Source organism: Pseudomonas sp. 05L36, assembly GCF_056398125.1.
The window spans coordinates 31570-49821 of sequence record NZ_JBFTOU010000001.1 but is presented as its reverse complement, the minus strand read 5'-3'; the positions used below and the strand labels follow the sequence as shown (position 1 = coordinate 49821).

15 protein-coding genes and 2 pseudogenes are annotated in these 18252 nt (G+C 57.1%); 7 read left to right on the top strand and 10 right to left on the bottom strand.

From position 1 onward, the window contains the following. Positions 1-98 precede the first annotated feature (98 nt). Together AC1DKH_RS00250 and AC1DKH_RS00245 are read left to right on the top strand one after the other, a co-directional pair. Positions 99-759, top strand: a pseudogene (locus AC1DKH_RS00250) (LysE family translocator). A 196-nt stretch (positions 760-955) separates the two neighbouring features. Next, the gene (locus AC1DKH_RS00245) at positions 956-1135 is read left to right on the top strand and encodes a hypothetical protein (RefSeq protein WP_477797104.1); all 180 of its coding nucleotides are present in this window, start codon (positions 956-958) and stop codon (positions 1133-1135) included. Positions 1136-1265: 130 nt separating this feature from the next. On the opposite strand, the gene AC1DKH_RS00240 is transcribed toward AC1DKH_RS00245, so the two are convergent. Both AC1DKH_RS00240 and AC1DKH_RS00235 read right to left on the bottom strand, forming a co-directional pair. Further along, positions 1266-1481 (bottom strand): hypothetical protein, encoded by a 216-nt coding sequence (locus AC1DKH_RS00240; protein ID WP_477797103.1) that lies wholly within the window; start codon positions 1479-1481, stop codon positions 1266-1268. Positions 1482-1748: 267 nt separating this feature from the next. After that, positions 1749-3644, bottom strand: a complete 1896-nt coding sequence (locus AC1DKH_RS00235) for a sigma-54-dependent Fis family transcriptional regulator (RefSeq protein ID WP_477797102.1) — start codon at positions 3642-3644, stop codon at positions 1749-1751. Positions 3645-3889: 245 nt separating this feature from the next. On the opposite strand from AC1DKH_RS00235, the gene AC1DKH_RS00230 reads away from it, so the two are divergent. Continuing rightward, the gene (locus tag AC1DKH_RS00230) at positions 3890-5713 is read left to right on the top strand and encodes an NAD(P)-binding domain-containing protein (protein WP_477797101.1); all 1824 of its coding nucleotides are present in this window, start codon (positions 3890-3892) and stop codon (positions 5711-5713) included. A 258-nt stretch (positions 5714-5971) separates the two neighbouring features. Here the strand turns inward: AC1DKH_RS00230 and AC1DKH_RS00225 are convergent. Then, positions 5972-6355: pseudogene (locus AC1DKH_RS00225) on the bottom strand (helix-turn-helix domain-containing protein); the annotation flags it as partial. A 637-nt stretch (positions 6356-6992) separates the two neighbouring features. Between AC1DKH_RS00225 and AC1DKH_RS00220 the strand changes: the two are divergent. From AC1DKH_RS00220 to AC1DKH_RS00210, 3 genes are read left to right on the top strand one after another with little or no spacing between them, the layout of a single operon-like run. Further along, the gene (locus AC1DKH_RS00220) at positions 6993-8150 is read left to right on the top strand and encodes a M20 aminoacylase family protein (RefSeq protein WP_477797100.1); all 1158 of its coding nucleotides are present in this window, start codon (positions 6993-6995) and stop codon (positions 8148-8150) included. A 50-nt stretch (positions 8151-8200) separates the two neighbouring features. After that, positions 8201-9859 (top strand): sodium:solute symporter family transporter, encoded by a 1659-nt coding sequence (locus tag AC1DKH_RS00215; RefSeq protein ID WP_477797099.1) that lies wholly within the window; start codon positions 8201-8203, stop codon positions 9857-9859. A 27-nt stretch (positions 9860-9886) separates the two neighbouring features. Then, positions 9887-10258 carry a DUF485 domain-containing protein gene (locus tag AC1DKH_RS00210; protein WP_477797098.1) on the top strand — a complete coding sequence of 124 codons (372 nt, stop codon included), beginning with the start codon at positions 9887-9889 and terminating at the stop codon, positions 10256-10258. Here AC1DKH_RS00210 and AC1DKH_RS00205 read toward each other — a convergent pair. From AC1DKH_RS00205 to AC1DKH_RS00175, 7 genes are all read right to left on the bottom strand, one after another. Beyond that, positions 10216-11148: a LysR family transcriptional regulator gene (locus AC1DKH_RS00205; RefSeq protein ID WP_477797097.1), complete on the bottom strand. Its 933-nt coding sequence runs from the start codon at positions 11146-11148 to the stop codon at positions 10216-10218. The two genes, AC1DKH_RS00210 and AC1DKH_RS00205, sit on opposite strands and share 43 nt — an antisense overlap. 666 nt (positions 11149-11814) lie before the next feature. Then, positions 11815-12432, bottom strand: coding sequence for a nucleoside/nucleotide kinase family protein (locus AC1DKH_RS00200; RefSeq protein WP_477765032.1), 618 nt, complete (start codon positions 12430-12432; stop codon positions 11815-11817). Next, complete coding sequence (locus tag AC1DKH_RS00195) at positions 12353-12595, bottom strand: hypothetical protein (RefSeq protein ID WP_477754948.1); 243 nt, start codon at positions 12593-12595, stop codon at positions 12353-12355. Before AC1DKH_RS00195 ends, AC1DKH_RS00200 begins: the two co-directional genes overlap by 80 nt. Before the next feature lie 95 nt (positions 12596-12690). Continuing rightward, positions 12691-13590: a LysR family transcriptional regulator gene (locus tag AC1DKH_RS00190; protein ID WP_477797096.1), complete on the bottom strand. Its 900-nt coding sequence runs from the start codon at positions 13588-13590 to the stop codon at positions 12691-12693. A gap of 114 nt (positions 13591-13704) precedes the next feature. Beyond that, complete coding sequence (locus tag AC1DKH_RS00185; RefSeq protein WP_477797095.1) at positions 13705-14847, bottom strand: FAD binding domain-containing protein; 1143 nt, start codon at positions 14845-14847, stop codon at positions 13705-13707. A gap of 53 nt (positions 14848-14900) precedes the next feature. Continuing rightward, positions 14901-16013 (bottom strand): alkene reductase, encoded by a 1113-nt coding sequence (locus AC1DKH_RS00180; protein ID WP_477797094.1) that lies wholly within the window; start codon positions 16011-16013, stop codon positions 14901-14903. Positions 16014-16050: 37 nt separating this feature from the next. After that, on the bottom strand, positions 16051-16695 hold the full coding sequence (locus AC1DKH_RS00175; protein WP_477765036.1) for a DsbA family oxidoreductase: 645 nt from the start codon (positions 16693-16695) through the stop codon (positions 16051-16053). A gap of 286 nt (positions 16696-16981) precedes the next feature. Between AC1DKH_RS00175 and AC1DKH_RS00170 the strand changes: the two genes are divergently transcribed. Beyond that, positions 16982-18247 (top strand): cytochrome c, encoded by a 1266-nt coding sequence (locus AC1DKH_RS00170; protein WP_477797093.1) that lies wholly within the window; start codon positions 16982-16984, stop codon positions 18245-18247. The last annotated feature ends 5 nt before the right edge of the window (positions 18248-18252 follow it).

The following is an 18252-nucleotide window of genomic DNA, read 5'->3' as shown; positions in this document are numbered from 1 at the left end:
ATTACCGTTTTTTGGTGTCAGATTAACGGTGATTTCTGACAGTTATTTTCAAGTTGATTATTTTTCAAGAGGATAGAGAACGAACGGGGATATGTGAAATTGAACAGCACTTAGCAGCCTCTAAATCCCATGTATTCGCCGAAAATCTTTTAGCGTTTACCTTCGCCGCCACTCTACTGACGCTGACTCCAGGCCTCGATACCGCATTGGTCTTGAGAACCGCAACTGTGGAAGGTAAACAACAGGCATTCAGAGCTGCGCCGGGTATCAATGCCGGCTGCCTGTTGTGGGGCGCCGCGGTCGCCTTTGGTCTGGGTGCGTTGATTGCAGTCTCTGAGCTGGCATTCAATCTCTTGAAATACTGTGGCGCCGCTTACCTAGCCTGGCTTGGTTTGGTTTGGTTTGAATATGCTCTTGCGTCCACGTCCCTCACTGTCGCCCGCTGAAACCGACGGAAAGCCAAATGCAAACTGGTTTCTGAAGGGAATGATGGGGAACGTCCTTAATCCCAAGGTTGGCATTTTCTACGTCTCTTTTCTCCCTCAGTTCATTCCCCAAGGGCACTCCTTGATTGCCTGGACATTTGGCTTGGTCAGCATCCACGTGGTGCTCGGTTTACTGTGGTCGTCAATGTTGATTGGCGCCACTCAACCACTGGCTGGCATTTTGCGGCGTGAAAATGTGACCAAGTGGATGGATCGCACCACCGGTATGGTCTTTGTTCTGTTTGCCACTCGGCTGGCTTTCAGCAAGCGTTGAGAACGGCATCTCCCCTGCTTTCACATTTCCATCAGTGATTGGGACGATACCTGCCGAGGAAATATTCCTACTGTTTTTTGCAAAGCGGCCTGAACCGGATGCTTCGCCAAAGCATTGATCTAGAGCCATTGTTTCATTTTGATACATCTGCAAAGTACGCTACGATCCGCCGCACCAAAACGCATAGGGATTGCAGATGAACGTCAGAATTGAAGCGCATGAGGAAGGCAGTGGATGCACGGTCTGGCTCGACAGCAATGCAGTGTCGTTCCAGAACCTGGAAGAAGCGAAGACATACGTGACTCAGTTGCAGGAACGGATTGAAGCCGCATCCAGTTCATTCGCTCAAGGAACAACAGATTCCGAGCAAATGTAAGCGTTCTACCTGGCAGCAGCTTTGGCTGTAAGCCATGGAGGGCTCAGCGCTGCCGGGATTGAAATAAAGCTGTTCATCGCGCCACCCAAAGTGTGGCTTAGGCGGACTAGATTTAAGTGGTGGACGCGGGTCACGCGAGCTTGATGGCTCCGCCTTGGATATCGTCCCGCGCCATTCGCAAGTCATTGGCGTCTTGGTTGAGTCGATGAATCAGGTTGAGTAACCGCTGGCGAAGCACTTCGTCTTGCAGTTGCTCGGCCGCACGCATCACATCCAGCGCCGCGCTCTCATTGTTGGTGGCGACAGCGTCGAGCAGTTTGCGCATGCTTCTTGATGGCCGATTCATCTCCAACCCTCCTAGGTTTCGGTGACGCGAATCATATGGCCGGAATGTTTCGTCAGTGTTTCAGTTGCATGAACTGGTTTTGAATCACCAGCTCGGGCTGGAGCGATTACAACAATCAACATCAGGTGCTACCGCTGACTGAGGCACGTAACGAAGCTCAAGCGAGCCCTTCCCTCTCCGGTCAACAGATAAGGTCGAGAACACATGTCGTTTCTACCTTCAGTCCAAGTCCACAGAGGCAGGAAACGCGACGATGTCATTCTGCACTCAGCCGGGTCGTGAAATACCGTGATGACGCAGTTTGCGATAGAGCGTATTTCGGCTGATTCCTAGGCGGGCGGCAACATGGGCGATATGCCAGTGTTCCGCCTCAATCAACGTTAGCAGCGTCTGCCGTTCGGATACTCCAAGCGGATTTTCGGCCAGCGCGGCTGTCGCTGGCGCCTCCGGCAGCAACTCCGCCAAGTCGTCCAGGGTGACACGCCCCTCCAACGCCAACGCTACCAGTGTGCGCAGACACGTACGCAGCTGCCGAACATTGCCTGGCCAAGGCTGCGCCAGCAAGCGCTCTCTGACACCCGCTTCCAGCCGAACTCTGGCCCCTGCTGTCTCCTCGCGCAGCAATAGGTCGAGCAAACGGCCCTTGTCTGATCGTTCGCGCAGCGGCGGGAGCTGCACGGCGAACCCAGCAATGCGATAAAACAGATCTTCGCGAAAACGCCCTTCGGCCACACAGGCGTGCAGATCCTGGTGGCTGGCACTGATAAGGCGTACGTCGAGCGGACGTGCCGTCGCGCCGCCTAGTGGCACCACTTGACGTTCCTCCAGCACACGCAACAGGCGAGTCTGTAACGCCAGTGGCATATCGGCGATCTCATCGAGAAATAGAATGCCGCCATGGGCCTGCTCCAGCTTACCGATCATCCCGTCCTTGCGTGCGCCGGTGAAGCTGCCGCTGCGATAGCCGAACAGCTCGCTCTCGATCAGCGTTTCTGGAATGGCCGCGCAATTGATCGCCACAAACGGCTGGTTCGCTCTGGAGCTGGCACGATGCAGCGCCGCAGCAAAAGCTTCTTTGCCGGTACCGGTTTCGCCCTGTAAAAACACCGGAACGTCACGCTCCAAAACACGCAATGCGCGAGCAAAGCCGCGTTGCAGGCGCGGGTCTTCCAGACACACGTGCACGTCGTTGATTTTGGGGATTGCAGGAGTAACTAAAGGCACCTGGCGTAAGGGTTCTCGCAACTGTCCGTAGAGCAGGCGTCCGTCCACCAGCCGCATTGGCCAACAGACACTCGGCTGAGAGCTGGCCTGACTCATCACCTGATCGATAGGTGTTTCCAGCAGCATCGTCAGAGATTGCCCAACCACCTGGTCACGACTGAGGCCCAGCAGATCCAGCGCAGCATCATTGACTGAACAGATACGGGCACTCTCGTCGAAACTGAGCAGACCTTCACCCAGCAGCCCAACGAAGCCTGCCTCAGGGTGGAAGCGCAGCAAGTATCGCTGCGGATCATGCCCTAAGAAAAAACAGCTCTCGATCAACTTGGCTGACAGGTTGGTCAACGCCATGGCCTTGAAGCGTTGCTGAAGACTGTGTTCCTCCCGCACAGAGGAGAGGTTGAGCACGGCAAGCAACTCTCCGCTCGCATCAAATATCGGGCTAGCCGAACACGTTAAGCCGACGTGCTTACCCCGGAAATGTTCATCACGACGGATGGTTACGTGCTGTCGCTCGACCAAGCAGGTGCCGACACCGTTGGTACCCTCGCAATCCTCGCTCCATACCGAACCGAGCCACAGTCCGGAACGCTGGAACTCGGCTCGTTCGGTTTCGTTGAACACACTGTCAATCGCCACACCGCGGGCATCGGTGAGTAGCACCACGTGGCCGTCACGCCCGAGTTGTTGGTGCAAACTGCTCATCTGCCAGTGCGCCACGGAGATGATGTGTTCCAGTGGCGCGCGGTGATCCTGTAAGCGTGGGTGCTCAACTACATTAGGCGCGCGGCGGCTGGCGGGATCGAGCTGATGCTGATCCAGGCACCGGCGCCAAGATCGTGTGATGGCCAGGTCAGCAGTATGGCCGTGGCTGGCGGGAGTGCCCTGCACGGCTTGTAGCACTTGTTGTGCATGGGCGTTGATCAAGGCCGGCTTCATTGTTCTTGTTCTCCGCTACGGTTAGGACACGGGGCTGTTCGCAGCTTATATGAAAAGATCGCAACGAGCGCTTTTTGCACCGAGTGACACTCTGTCATCCACCATTTCCAGAATCGTGACAGAGATCCGAATCCAAGTCTGAGCAATACTGCAGCAGCAGCTCTGCAATGGGGCTTTCGCGAAGATGGCCCGGGCCTTGCTGTGGGGCAAGTTGTTACAAAAACAACAAGATCGGGAGAAGCCCCATGAACATCGCTGTCGAAACACCTCTGCAAACGCCGACTGCTCAACTCGCGGCCTGGGTCGAAAACCTCGGCGAGCGTCTCGCCCAACGTGATTTGGACGGCGCGCTGCAATTGTTTGCCGAAGAGTGTCACTGGCGTGACCTGCTACTTTTCAGCTGGAACTTAGTGACCTTGGAAGGCAAGCCTACCATCCGAGACATGCTCGAAACACGCCTCGACCGGACTCGTCCTGAGCGATGGAAACTGGAAGGTGAGGCGACGCTGAATAACGGTGTGCTCGAAGGTTGGATCAGCCTGGAAACCAACGCGGCGCGAGGTAAAGGCTACGTGCGTCTAAAGGAGGGCCTGTGCTGGACGCTGCTGACGACCATGCGCGAGCTTAAAGGCTTTGAAGAACCCAGCGGCCGCCGTCGTCCAATGGGTGCCAATCATGGTCACGCCCATGCCGACAAACGCAACTGGCTGGAACGCCGTCGTGATGAAGAAGCTTCGCTAGGCATCAACACCCAACCTTACTGCCTGATCGTGGGCGGCGGCCAGGGTGGGCTGGGGCTCGCTGCGCGGCTCAAGCGAATGGGCGTGCCAACTCTGATCGTCGACAAAGCCGAGCGTCCTGGCGATCAGTGGCGCGGTCGCTACAAGTCGCTGTGCCTGCACGACCCTGTCTGGTACGACCATATGCCTTACCTGCCCTTCCCCGATCACTGGCCAGTCTTCACCCCAAAAGACCAGATTGGCGACTGGCTGGAAATGTACACCAAAGTCATGGAGCTCAATTATTGGCCGCGTACCGAATGCGTGAGCGCCAGCTTTGACGAGCAAAGTGGCACCTGGAAGGTTGAAGTGCAGCGCGATGGCGAGCGTGTGACTTTACAGCCTACCCAGTTGATCCTCGCCACCGGCATGTCTGGCGTACCCAATGTTCCTAGTTATCCGGGTGCCGAGGTTTTCAATGGTCAGCAGCACCATTCCAGCCGCCATCCCGGTGGAGACGCCTGGAGCGGCAAGCGCGCGGTGGTCATCGGTGCTAACAATTCGGCTCACGATATCTGCGCCGACTTGGTGGAGAACGGCGCCGAGGTGACCATGGTGCAACGCTCCAGCACCCACATCGTGCGTTCCGACAGTTTAATGGATCTCGTCTTCGGCGGGCTCTACTCTGAAGACGCCCTGGAGACGGGTTTGACCACGGACAAGGCCGACATGCTGTTCGCCTCGATCCCCTACAAGGTTATGCCAAGCTTTCATCAACCCATCTTTGACGCGATCAAGGAGCGTGATAAGGACTTCTACGAGCGCTTGGCCAAGGCCGGCTTCATGCTCGATTTCGGTGACGACGAGTCTGGCCTGTTTATGAAGTACGTACGCCGTGGTTCTGGTTACTACATCGACGTCGGCGCATCCGAACTGATCGCTAATGGCACGATCAAGCTCAAGAGCGCGCCTGGCCTGGGTGTCGAACGCATCGAAGCAGATGCCGTCGTACTCAACGATGGCAGCCGACTACCGGCAGATCTGATCGTCTACGCCACGGGCTATGGCTCAATGAATGGTTGGGCGGCGAAGCTGATTTCCCAGGAAGTAGCTGACAAGGTCGGCCGCTGCTGGGGCTTGGGTTCTGGAACCACGAATGATCCTGGCCCGTACGAGGGCGAACTGCGGAACATGTGGAAGCCAACACAACAGGAAAACCTCTGGTTCCACGGTGGCAACCTGCATCAGTCACGGCATTATTCGCTGTATCTCGCGCTGCAGTTAAAAGCGCGCTTCGAAGGCATTGACACATCCGTCTACGGCCTTGCCGAGAGTCACCACACTGGCTGAGTCAAATGGCGCCCAGCCGTGGTTGGGCGCCGCTCCACAATGTCCCGGACGCAGCCTGGATAACAGTGCACCACGCCTAAGCGCAAAGGACGTGGGCAAAGCCCGCATAGAGCTTGATTCCAAAGGTGAAGACCAGTGATAACAATGGCCGGGGTGTTCGCCCCGGCCGCTAACGCCACCTCGTAATATGCCGTTATCGCTGGTATCGGTAAGCTGACCTCGCCGGACGCTTACATTAAAAAATCGATATCGGGTAGGTTTGCAGACCTTAGGTCGATGGGCGCGATCCCAGGCAACCTGATCAGCTCGATTAGCCCGGTAGCATCCTTGACCACCGTTGCGTCTGATCTCACGACTGATCGTAGAGGCTGCTCGCCCTAGCAGCGCGGCCATGGAACGGATCGAGTTACCTGCCACCACTGCACGCGAAATCTCTTCGCGCTCAGCCAACGTCAGCGCCAATCTGGACCTGTGGCGTACAGCGGGTCTGATACCGCCTGTTTCCGCCAAGATGCGCTGTATCGATGAATGGTTTCGATCAAATAGTTGGGCGATGTGCTGGAGAGAGTCGCCTTTCTGCCAGTGATCCCACATCAGTTTTTTCTGGCTTTCGGTGTAATAGATCCGAGGTCTCTGCTTCATCTGCAACACTCCTTCTGCTTACACAGAATTTAGTTGTGTTGCATCGACCGGTTGAATCCACAGCCGATAACTGCCCTTCGTGATGGGCTGCTATCGGCCGATTCTGTTGAAAAAGTCGACCATGGTTTCCGCAGCAGAAAAGTATACGTCCGAGATTGAAATCTTTACTTTCGGCAGAGGCTTCCGGACTCAGATTTCACGTAGCAGTGTGCAAAAAAGGCGTTTTAACCAGTCAATGACCAGGCTGTTTGGGCGAACCGACTTTTTCAACAGAATCGGCCAGAAGCGGTCCTTCACTCATGAAAACCGTCGTTTTGCTGGCGAATCGAGTCCCTGTATTGTTGCGATCGGCGACAATTCCCACCTAAGCCAATTCGATCAGTCTCAGAGTCCTTTCGGAGCGACTGCTGCCGGTCATACTCAACCGAAATCGACCAGCAGCAAACCTTGAAATGAAAGTAACCCGCGCCGCGACCAGGTTGCTGAACCTCCGATAACTACGGGGTGCATCAGCTATGCAAAGAGCACATAGCTACGTCCTAAGTTTGCATTGGTCCGCGGTATTTCCACTCCTGCATGATGCGGACAAGAGTTAGCAAGCTCTACTCTCAGCCTCCAAGTCAAAGGACCCATGCACATGGCTATTTGCCCTGAAATCCAAGCCCTGGCCACTGAAATGCGCGTCTGGCGCCAACAGATTCACAGCCAGCCGGAAATCGCCTTCAAGGAACACAAGACCGCCAACTTCGTCGCCGAACATCTGCGTTCCTGGGATATCGAAACCCACACCGGTATTGGCCAGACGGGTGTCATCGGGGTGATCCACGGCAGCCTTGGCCCTGGACCGAGTATCGCCTTTCGCGCCGACATGGATGCCTTGCCTATCGTCGAAGAAGGGCAGCCCTCATATCGCTCCCTGAATCACGGGATATTCCACGGCTGCGGCCACGATGGTCATACTGCCATCCTCCTGGGTACGGCCCGTCTCTTGGCCCAGAAGCGGAATTTTAGCGGCAAAGTGGTGCTGATATTCCAACCTGCCGAGGAGATCGTCCAGGGTAGTCGGGCCATGCTGGAGGATGGCTTGCTGCAGCGTTTCCCTTTCGATGAAGTCTATTCCCTGCACAATCACCCTTCCCTGGCTGCGGGCACCATTGGCGTACGCACCGGTGCCCAGATGGCCTCGGTGGACTTCTTCTCGATCCGCATCACCGGCGTGGGCAGCCACGGCGGTATGCCGCATTTGAGCGTCGACCCGATCGTTATCGGCTCGAGCCTGGTCACAGCCCTGCAAAGCATCGTGAGCCGCAACGTCGATCCGATAGAAAACGCAGTCGTCAGTGTCTGCCGCTTCCAGGCTGGAGAGACTAACAACGTTATCCCTGAGTTCGCCCAGCTCAATGGCACCGTGCGTACCCTGTCTATCCCTATTCGCCAGCAGGTCATCGAGCGCATGCGTGAGGTCTGCCAGGGGCTGGCACTGAGTCATCATTGTCAAATCGACATGACGCTATCCAACAGCACCCCACCAGTGGTCAACAGTCCGGAGCATACCCAGCACGTGATCCGCGCCGCGAAGAGTGTAGTCGGGGCCCATAACCTGTTCGACAACGTCGCACCGATCATGGCCGGTGATGACGTTGCAGTGTTTCTCCAGGAACGTCCCGGTTGTCATTTCCTGTTGGGGCAGGACGGCCCCATGTGTCACCACCCGCACTACGACTTCAACGATGAGGTGGCGAGCACCGGAGTCGCGATGTTCGAGCAATTAGTGCGCTTGCGCCTTGGCGCCTGACGCAACAACAACAACAACAACAACAACAACAACAAAGCCCGGAGCCCGGCATGAAACCCAAAGCCCTGCCAGCGTGTTTTTCACTGCTGTTCCTGCTGCTGCTTTCGAACCCGGCCAGTGCGGCCACTGGCAGCAGTTACGCCGCCAACTGGCACACCCTGGTGCCGTTTTTCCTGCTGGTCACCCTGACCCTCGGCATCACCCGTTGGGCCAGCCGCCGCAACCACAGCACCGCGGACTTCTACACCGCCGGCGGCGGCATCACGCCCTGGCAAAACGGCTTTGCCTTGGCTGGCGACTACATGTCAGCATCGACCTTTCTCGGCGCCGTGGCCATGCAGGCCCTGTACGGCTATGACAGTTTGATCTATGGGGTCGGCACCCTGGTCGGCTGGCCGATCCTATTGTTTCTGGTGGCCGAACCCTTGCGCAATCTTGGCCATTACACCCTCTCGGATGTGGTTTCGTTCCGCCTGCAAAAACGCCCGGTACACCTGCTGACTGCCGCCAACTCTCTAGTCATCGTGCTGCTCTATCTGGTGGTGCAGATGGTCGGCGCCGGCAAACTGATCCAATTGCTGTTTGGTACGCCCTATCTGTTCTCGGTGGGCATGGTCGGCATTCTGGTCCTGTTTTATGTGCTTTTCGGCGGCATGTTGGCCACCACTTGGGTGCAGATCACAAAGGCCGTGCTGATTTTGGCAATTGGCAGCTTCCTCTGTTTCATGGTGCTGAAAAGTGTCGGTTTCAGTACTAACCAGCTGCTCGACAGAGTGATCCAGGCCTATCCCCAGGGCTTGGCCGTATTGGCCCCCAGTAAACTGATCGCCAACCCGATTGATGCAATTTCCCTTGGAGTCTCGCTGATCTTCGGCATGGTCGGCTTACCCCATATCCTGATCCGCTTCTTCACCGTGAAAAACGGCGCCGCCGCCCGCCAGTCGGCCTTCTACGCCACCTGCATCATTGCTTACTTCTACACCCTGATAGTGGTGATCGGCGCGGGTGCAGCGATTTTCGTCATAGGTAACCCACAGTTCCTCGACACCGCCAGCCAAACCCTGATCGGTGGCAACAACATGGCCGCGATGCACCTGGGTACCTTCTTCGGGGGCGAACTGTTCCTGGGGGTTATGTCCGCCGTAGCCTTCGCTACCATCCTCGCGGTCGTCGCCGGCCTGACCATCTCCGGCGCGTCGGCGGTCGGCCACGATATCTACACCCACCTGTTCCGCCAGAAAGAAAATGACCCCAAGCGAGAACTGAAAATATTCCGGGGGGCTTGCATCACCCTGATCGTCGTCGCCCTGCTGCTCTCGCAACTGGTGCAGAACCTGAACATCAGCTTCCTCGCTGGCCTGGTATTCGCGGTTGCCGCAAGCACCAACTTTCCGATGCTGGTCCTGTCGATATACTGGCGCGGACTGACCACCCGAGGTGTCGTCGCCGCCTGCCTGTGCGGTCTCATCTCGTCGGTGGGCCTGCTGGTACTGGGACCGACGATTTGGGTGGGTGTGCTGGGGCACGATACGGCGATATTCCCTTATTCCAACCCCGCGCTGTTCTCCATGAGCTTGGCCTTTATAGCCGCCTGGGTCGCCTCGGTCACCGACCGAAGCCCGTCGGCCCAAGCCGAGCGCGCCAGGTTCGATGCCCAGCACTACCGTTCGCTGACCGGCATCAACGCCAGCAACGCCGTGGCTCACTGACCCCTAATTGCAAACGAGGTACCTACCATGCCGACCCCGTTCATTGCCCCCAAAAGCGACACGTCTCTGGCCCGTCTGAAAAAAATCCGACTCAGGTTAATCCTGGGGCTGACCGTACTGACCCTGGGCACCTACTTCGGCTTTATCCTGCTGGTGGCGTTTGTTCCCCACTGGCTGACCCTGCCGCTGTCGACAGAGTCGCGGCTGACCACCGGCATCGTGGCGGGAATTGGCCTGTACTGGTTCTGTGTCGCTGTCACCGGCTTCTACACTTGGTACGCCAACCGCCACATCGATCCGCTGTTGCATGAAATGCAGTGCTCGGCCGACGCTGAAGGCACCCGGCCCCGGGTTGATCAACCGTCAACTGCGGGCGTCACGGCCAGCAGTTCGGCGTAACCTGCGAAAATTTTATGGGCCAACGCCTTGGCCCCCTTCACCGAGGGGGCCAAGGTACGTCCTGCAAGGCTGACCGAGCCGAAACGCGCGCTTCGTTGCAGCGGCGGACTCAAGGCGATTTCCTGCAACCGACCGCCGCCCAATGCCTGCCAAAAAGCCGGACGGCTGCCAAAGATCACCGCGTTCCCGGCCAGAGCCAATGCCTCCAGATCTGCGAGCACATCAGTCTGAAAATGAATGGCCGCCTCGATAGATCCCTCAAAATACACATCCAGGTCAGCCATGGCCCAAGCTGACAACTTGATGCAGCCCAAGGGGTAATCCAACAACTCGGCCGGGGTGACCAGGCTTCTTTGCGCCAGAGGATGGTTGGCGGCACAAAAGAAACCGCTGCGCCAACTGGGTAACCAATCGACCTGCAAATCCTGCCGATAGGACAGCAGCGCCACATCGCCGAAAAAAATATCGATTTTCTCCTCCAGCAGCAATCTCAACAACTCTTCATAAGTGCCGCCCTTGACGGTCAGCCGTACCTGCGGTGCATTCAGGGCAAAATGCTCCAGCAGTGGCGTCTTGAGCAGGGCGGCCGCCGTCGGCCCGAAACCCAGGGCAATCTCGCCATACTCGCCGCGCCGCACCAACTCGATGTCCCGGCGCAACTCATTGAGTTCGGCCAGTACCTTACGCGCCCGTTCGGTAAACACCTCGCCGTAGGGGGTCAGCTCAACACCAGTGGGCCCGCGATCAAACAACTGAACCCCAAGTTCGGCTTCGATCGACTGAATGCTCCGAGACAGGGCCGGCTGACTCAAGTTGACCTCGATACTAGCTCGGGTGAATGTCAGGTGCTCTACCAGCCCCAAAACGTGACGCAGTTTCCTAGTATCCATTTTTCTCTTTCTTGACTGTCGGATCTATTGGACATAGCCAAGGACAATCCTACAAAAGCCCACCTGCGTCCAGATTGATCTGACATCGCGGGTTTCGAGTTTCTGCTTTTGGCTGAGTCCTGCCATTGCTGACCGACAGCTTTGGGTCGGCGCGGCGTTTCGCGACAGGCAAAAAACGGTCTGAAGCAGGCTATCGCCAACGACTTAGCCGAGCAGCCGCGAGAACACAATCAGGCGTTTCAGCGAAGTGATTGGGAAACACGACAATATGCATTCCCTGCTTCCCGCTCTTTGCGCCACACCCGCCTTTAGCCAGGTCAAACACGACGTCCTAGATCTGCGATGTACTTACCCATGTGCTTATGGGGCAACGACCGTCATTCATGAACTCTTTTTTATGAACAGAATATTTTTTGCTAGATCGTAAGCAATTGAATGTGCTGTTTTTTTATTAACGGTGAACAATCAACATAACCCATAAGTCAAATTATGTGTCTGGGTGGAACTTCTACCAAAGGTTCTTTCAAGCTACCAATCCCCGATCCCTGTTCGAGCCAACTCAATACCCCAGCTCCAGTAAACTTCGGCTCAGAGTTCGATAACAGGCACCCTGATCAAAGCATCAGCCGGCTACCGCTGCGGCGACAAATCAACCCTTCGATCCTGCTAACGATCTATATCTACGGCTATCTCAACCGCATCAAGGCCGGCGCAGCGAACTTCGCCTACGGGGCATCGAAGGACGCTATAGATCTCAGAAATCACCTGCATCGTTGCGTCTTCGATCGTTCCTTCATTACGGCATAAAACCCAGCCGTGATCTGCAATTGCTCGCTCGAACGCCTTGGTACAAGCAACATGTTCTTCCAGCTTATGGATCACAGTACTGCTCAGCCCACGCCGTCGTGCCGCTGCCCTCGCCCATGAAATTTCAGGGGCGGTGACAACCCCGACATGCAGGTCTGGCACTCGCACGTTTCGATCGATGTTCAACTGTAGAATCTCTGCAAACGGGACTATCCGGCGAAACGCGGCATCAGACGGGTACCAGCGATCGATCAAGATAATGCTGCCTGGTGGCTGTTTAGCCAGCACGTGCTGGGAAATCCAGGTACGGCTATCAGCAAAGCGCTCACAAACCTCCAACTCCAAATCCCGGGTGGGATTTCTGACGAGTTTGTTCACAAGGGTCATTGTTTCACCCCTATAGGGATCGCTTTTTTTCTCGCAAAGTCGGATCACCTTTTTGTTGTCTGCCCTCAGTACTTTCGTAACGGCTTCCAAAAGTGTGGTTTTGCCGGCTCCCTTGGGCCCATCTAGAGAAACAAACAGCGGACGATTCATTTTTCACATAACGATTGATATACGGTTTTTTTGCCCTGTTCGTTCGCTGGAACCGCTTGGCGCGACTACGCGAATCGAGTGGAGGGCCCTTATGAACAGACATTGATGAACACTCTAACCCGGTTTCTGGCTAACGGGTCTCAAAATCCAGGGACACCGATGACGCCCGGGCTGGCTTGCCAAATGCACAGGACGTGCTCAGGGGGCGAGTATTTCCTGAAGAAACTCAATGAACACATTGATGCGACTGGAACCACGATGATTGGGCAGGTACAGCGCATTGATACAAGTGCTCGCACTGCCAGGGTTGACCTCATACTGCTCCAGCACGCGCGTCAGGCGACCTGCGCTGACATCGTCTCGCACCAGCCAATCAGCCAATAGCGTCACCCCACCCCCGGCCAACGCTGCCTCGCGCAGAATGTCGGCGTTGTTACTTTGCAGCCGTCCCTGCACATTCAAGCGAATGATTTCCTCATCGCCCTGGAATGTCCAACTGTGGTGGCCCGTACAGTAATCAAAACGCAGGCATTGATGCTCCAACAGGTCACGGGGGTGTCGGGGCAGTCCGGTACGCGTCAGGTATTCGGGACTCGCCACAACCCAACGCTGGAAATCGCCCAGGCGCTTGCTGACGATGTCATCACTGACGACCGATGAACCAAGACGCACTGACACATCTATTTGCTCGCTGAGCAGGTCACTGACCTCGTCGCTCAGCGAGAGGCTGATCTCCAGGCCGGGATGACGATCCAGCAGTCGCCCCAGATGAGGAGCGATGATGCGTCGGCCGAATTCCACCGGGACGCTGGCCCGTAAGCGTCCTTGAGCTTCGCTGCCACGGTCGGTCACGACGGCATCCGCTTCGTCGATGGCCTCGAGGATCACCACTGCCTTTTCGTAATAGTTCTGCCCCGCCACCGTGACGCTTGTGTTGCGCGTGGTGCGGTTCAACAAGCTGGCGCCCAGCTCGCTTTCCAGCCCCGCTACCTGCCGAGTCACAGACGAAGTGGAGATACCAAGTTTGCGCGCCGCTGACGAATAACCACCACAGCGTACGGTTTCGACAAACATTTTGAGCGCCAGCAACTTATCCATAAACGGCGTCCGGGATAGAAAAGGAAAGGTAGCGACTGTGCATGACCAGGCGTCGTACGTCTTGCATGGCTGTGCTCAATCAGTAGTGGATCAAGCCCGATATGAGCCCCTGAATCAGGATGGAGTGATGCCCATGATCCGATTGCCCATGCTCACCCCCCTGTCCCCCATGCGCCTGCCTTCTGCAAGTTGCTGTTTTTGCCAGGCCTGCAGGGCTTTATCGAGGTCGCCAATGTTGTCGATTGCTTGCGCCAGGAACAGTGCATTGCGGGCCGCCTTGGCCGTGCTTGCGGCGGTATGAGGTCGCGGCACAAAAGCGGCATCGCCGGTCAACAGCACACGTCCGAACACCATTTGAGGAACGTTGAGATCAAGGATCGCCTGGACAAAAATGTCCTTGGTCTGGCGAATCAATTCGCGAAAAGCCGGGTTCGCATGCCGCTCCGCCATTTCCCGTATGTAAGCCTCCTGCTCCGCAGCCAAAGCCCCCGGTGGAATGGAGTGGCTACGCCGCTGGCCGTCGCGATCAGTGAGCACGGCGTCCAGTTCCGGCCCTTGCGCGGCTTTCAAATACCACAGCCAGTTGAACCGGCGCTCGCCAGGATCAACGGAGCCGTTCAAGCCCGGCACCATGTATTCCAACATCAGCGATCCAGGGTCCTGTTGAAAAACAAAATCCTGGTAAAGCTGCGTCTTGGCGAAGTCAGGAAGTCGGTCTTCATCGACAAGTCCACGCCAAACCACATAGCCCGAATAGCTATGTTGCGCCCCGGGCAACACTATATTTCGCACAGATGAACCCGCACCATCGGCCCCCACCAGCAGGTCTGCCTGGGCACGACTGCCGTCGGCAAAAAACGCGGTCACTCGGTGCTCATTCTGAGCCAGATCCACCAGCGTCTTGCCACGGTGATAATGCTCGACAGGAAATGCAGAAAATAACGAGCCGTACAGTGTGTTCCAGGACGTCTGCGTTTGCGGCATCGGTTCTTTATGCACGACGGTACCGGCTCGATCCAGATACAAACGATCATGGGACCGGACACCTAGCGCACGGGTATGTTGGATGCCCGCATAGCGGAAATGCTGCAAGACATCCGCTTGCAGAACAATGCCACCGCCACGGCTATCCATTGCCACGGGGGATCGCTCGAAAACATCGACTTGCCAGCCAATCGCCCGCAACGCCGTGGCGGCAAACAGTCCTCCCAGAGAACCACCGATGACCAGGGCCTTTGGAACATCCGGACTCTTCATTACCCTTCTCCTTGCAGAGTGGTGATTCCCACACCAACCGGTTTTGAGCTGCGTTATGGCAGCGCCGGATAGTCGATGTACCCCTTGGCATCGCCACCAAAAAAGCTGTTACCGTCCGCCAGGTTGAGCTCGGTACGCCCGCGCAGGCGGGCGGGCAAGTCGGGGTTGGCAATGAATGGGCGACCGAAAGCGATGAGGTCGGCACGCCCCTGCGCGATGGCCAGTTCAGCGGTTTCTCCGGTGTAACCACCCGCCAGCATCAGAACGCCGTGGAAGTCAGTACGCAGCTGTTTGATGATGGCGTCCCAGCGCGGATCATTACTTTCATCGAGCACCGTGCCGACCATCATCGGTTCCACCAGGTGCAGGTAAGCGAGATTCCATTGATTGAGCCGGGAAGCAATGTAGCCAAAGGTCTGTTCCGGGGTGTCATCGCCCATCCCCATGAAACGTCCCATCGGTGTCAGGCGCACAGCAACGCGTTCGGCACCTATTTCTTCGGTCACCGCTTGCACGACTTCGAGCAGTAGCCGCGCACGGTTTTCAATACTTCCACCGTAGCGATCGCTACGCTGATTGCTATCGCTGTTGATAAATTGGTCCAGCAGGTAGCCATTGCCCGCGTGGATTTCCACGCCGTCCATACCGGCCAGAAGCGCATTGCGAGCGGCCTTGCGGAAGTCGGAAACGATCGCTTCGATCCCCGGAATGTCCAGTTCCTGAGGTACAGGTACATCACCCCACACCCCCTCACCCTTCTCATTCAGGATGAAGGTCTTGCCGGGGACCGGCTGTGCGGTCGGTGCCACCGGTAAGCCGCCGTCGGGTTGAAACACGGGGTGTGACACCCTCCCCACATGCCAGAGCTGCAGGAAAATGCGCCCACCCTCTGCATGCACGGCTTCGCTGACTGCTTTCCAGCCGTGAATCTGCTCGTCGCTATGGATGCCGGGCGTCCAGGCGTAACCCTGACCCTGCTGCGAAATCTGAGTAGCCTCGGTAATGATCAACGCGGCACTGGCGCGCTGGCGGTAGTACTCGACGTTCATCGATGTCGGTACGTTGCCGGGCTGCCCCGCCCGTGAGCGAGTCAGAGGGGCCATGGCGACACGGTGATTGAGGTTGAGTTGGCCGAGTTTGATTGGGCTGAACAAGTGACGAGACATGATGATTTCCTGAATGGATCGGGATTGAACAAGCGGCTCAAGCTGCCTGGTTTCGTTTCAGTATCTGGATCATTATTTCGGTGGGTTGCGCGCCACTGATCACGTCATCCGCGATCTGAATACTCGGCACCGAGCGCACCCCGGACGCCTTGATTTGCTCTTCGAGTTTCAAGACTTCAGCAGTGCCTTCATCGGTGTTGAGAAAGTCGACAATGGCCCCTCGGTCCAGCCCTGTTTCGCCACCGATATCGGCCAACACATTAAGGTCGCCGATATCCCGCCCCTCGCCGAAGTACGCCTTGAAAATGGCCTTGACCAGGAATGAAGCGTCTTTACCCGCCTGTTGCTCCCGCCATACCAACCGATGCGCTGCCATGGTGTTGGGGGTTGTTTCGACACGCTCATAATGGAAGCCAAGGCCGACGGCCTTACCGGCGTGGGTGACCTGCGCGTCCATGGCCTGGCTGCGCGCCCAACTGCCGAATTTGCCAGAGCGATAGGCTTTACGATCCATGCCTCGAACAGGCATGTCCGGGTTCAATTGGTAAGGCAGGAAACTGATTTGGCGGTCAGTTGAAAAAACCGAAGCGGCAAGCGCGCGTTCGAGATTCACCTCACCGATCCAGCACCATGGGCAGATGAAGTCGTAAGTCACCTGAATAGTGGATGAGTGCAAACTCATGACGGTCTCCTTGGTTGAATGTTTTCACATCCCCAAGGTAAGCGTCCGGCGCCCCCCGGAGAATCCGCCTGCCACGCAACGTTGCTTTTCGCAAAACGCAACGATGAGGTGATCTGCGCGCCGGCGCACTGCCGTCGTTGCGCCCGGCGCAATGTAGCGTTGCGCCTTGATGGGGTACTCCATCACAAGCGCCCTGTTTAAGCTCTCCGAGCAGAAAGTCGCCGTACGCCAATCGCACGCGGCGGATTGAAAAATCTGTCGTTTACTCAGTTCGAGAGGTTAGGCGATGAAGCGCAAGACGATCATCGGTGCCGTTCTGGCGCTTGGCGTGGTGGGGATAGGGTTCGCGTTCTGGATGATGTGGAGGCCGGAAATAGCTACTGCCAGCCAGCCTCAGAGTGCCGGACGCGAAACCCTGGACAGAGGCCGGCGCATCGTCGAAGCGGGAGACTGCGCGGTCTGCCACACGCGGCCAGGAGGCGATTACATGGCGGGCGGATTGCCATTGAAAACGCCCTTCGGAACACTCTTCACCACCAACATCACCCCGGACCGGGAAACCGGTATCGGCAAGTGGTCGCTGGAGGCCTTTGAACGAGCCATGCGTGAAGGCATCGCCCGCGACGGTCACTTTCTCTATCCGGCTTTCCCGTACGTGCACTATCGAAAGTTGAGTGATGCCGATATCGCGGATGCCTACGCCTTCCTGATGAGCGTGGACCCGGTCAAATACACCGCACCTGAAAACCATATGGTTTTCCCCATGAACTTCCGTGCGCTGGTGTCTTTCTGGAACTTGCTGTTCCTGCATGGGGATCCGTTGGAACCACTTCCCGACCGGTCAGCGCAATGGAACCGCGGACGCTATCTGGTCGAAGGCGCGGGACACTGTTCATCCTGCCATTCGCCCCTGAATCTGATAGGCGGCGAGAAGAGCAGCGAACTGTTCAACGGCAGTATCGTCGACGGCTGGACGGCCCCCTCCCTGCGCGGGATGGCCGAAGCGCAACACCCCTGGAATGAAGCCCAATTGGTCGCCTATCTGACGGGCAAGGTCGCCGAAGATCACAGTGCGGCGGCGGGCCCGATGTTGCCGGTCAGCCTGAGCATTGCGCAATTGCCGGTAGAAGATGCCCATGCCATCGCCCGCTATATTCTTGACCTCAAAAAAACCTCTTCGCACGTGACGTTACCGCCCTGCTCCCCTGAGGCCAAGCCCAGTGCCAAGGCGTTGCCGGGTGCGTCGCTGTTCGACGGTGCCTGCGCAAGTTGCCACGGCTCCGCCGCCCCCATGCGCGCCATTGAATCGAGGCCCGCTCTGGCAAACACCAGCGCAGTGACGGCGGACTCGCCACGTAACCTGATCCAAACCATCCTGCAGGGCATCCCGATGTCCACCGCCGCTTCCAGCCACTACATGCCTGCCTTCGCAGACAGTCTGGATGACTCCCACCTCGCCGCAATTGCCGAGTACTTGCGCAACGAGAGCTGCCCGACCAGACCCTGGACAAACCTCGACAAGACAATCAACAGCATTCGGGCTCAGGAGTAACAACC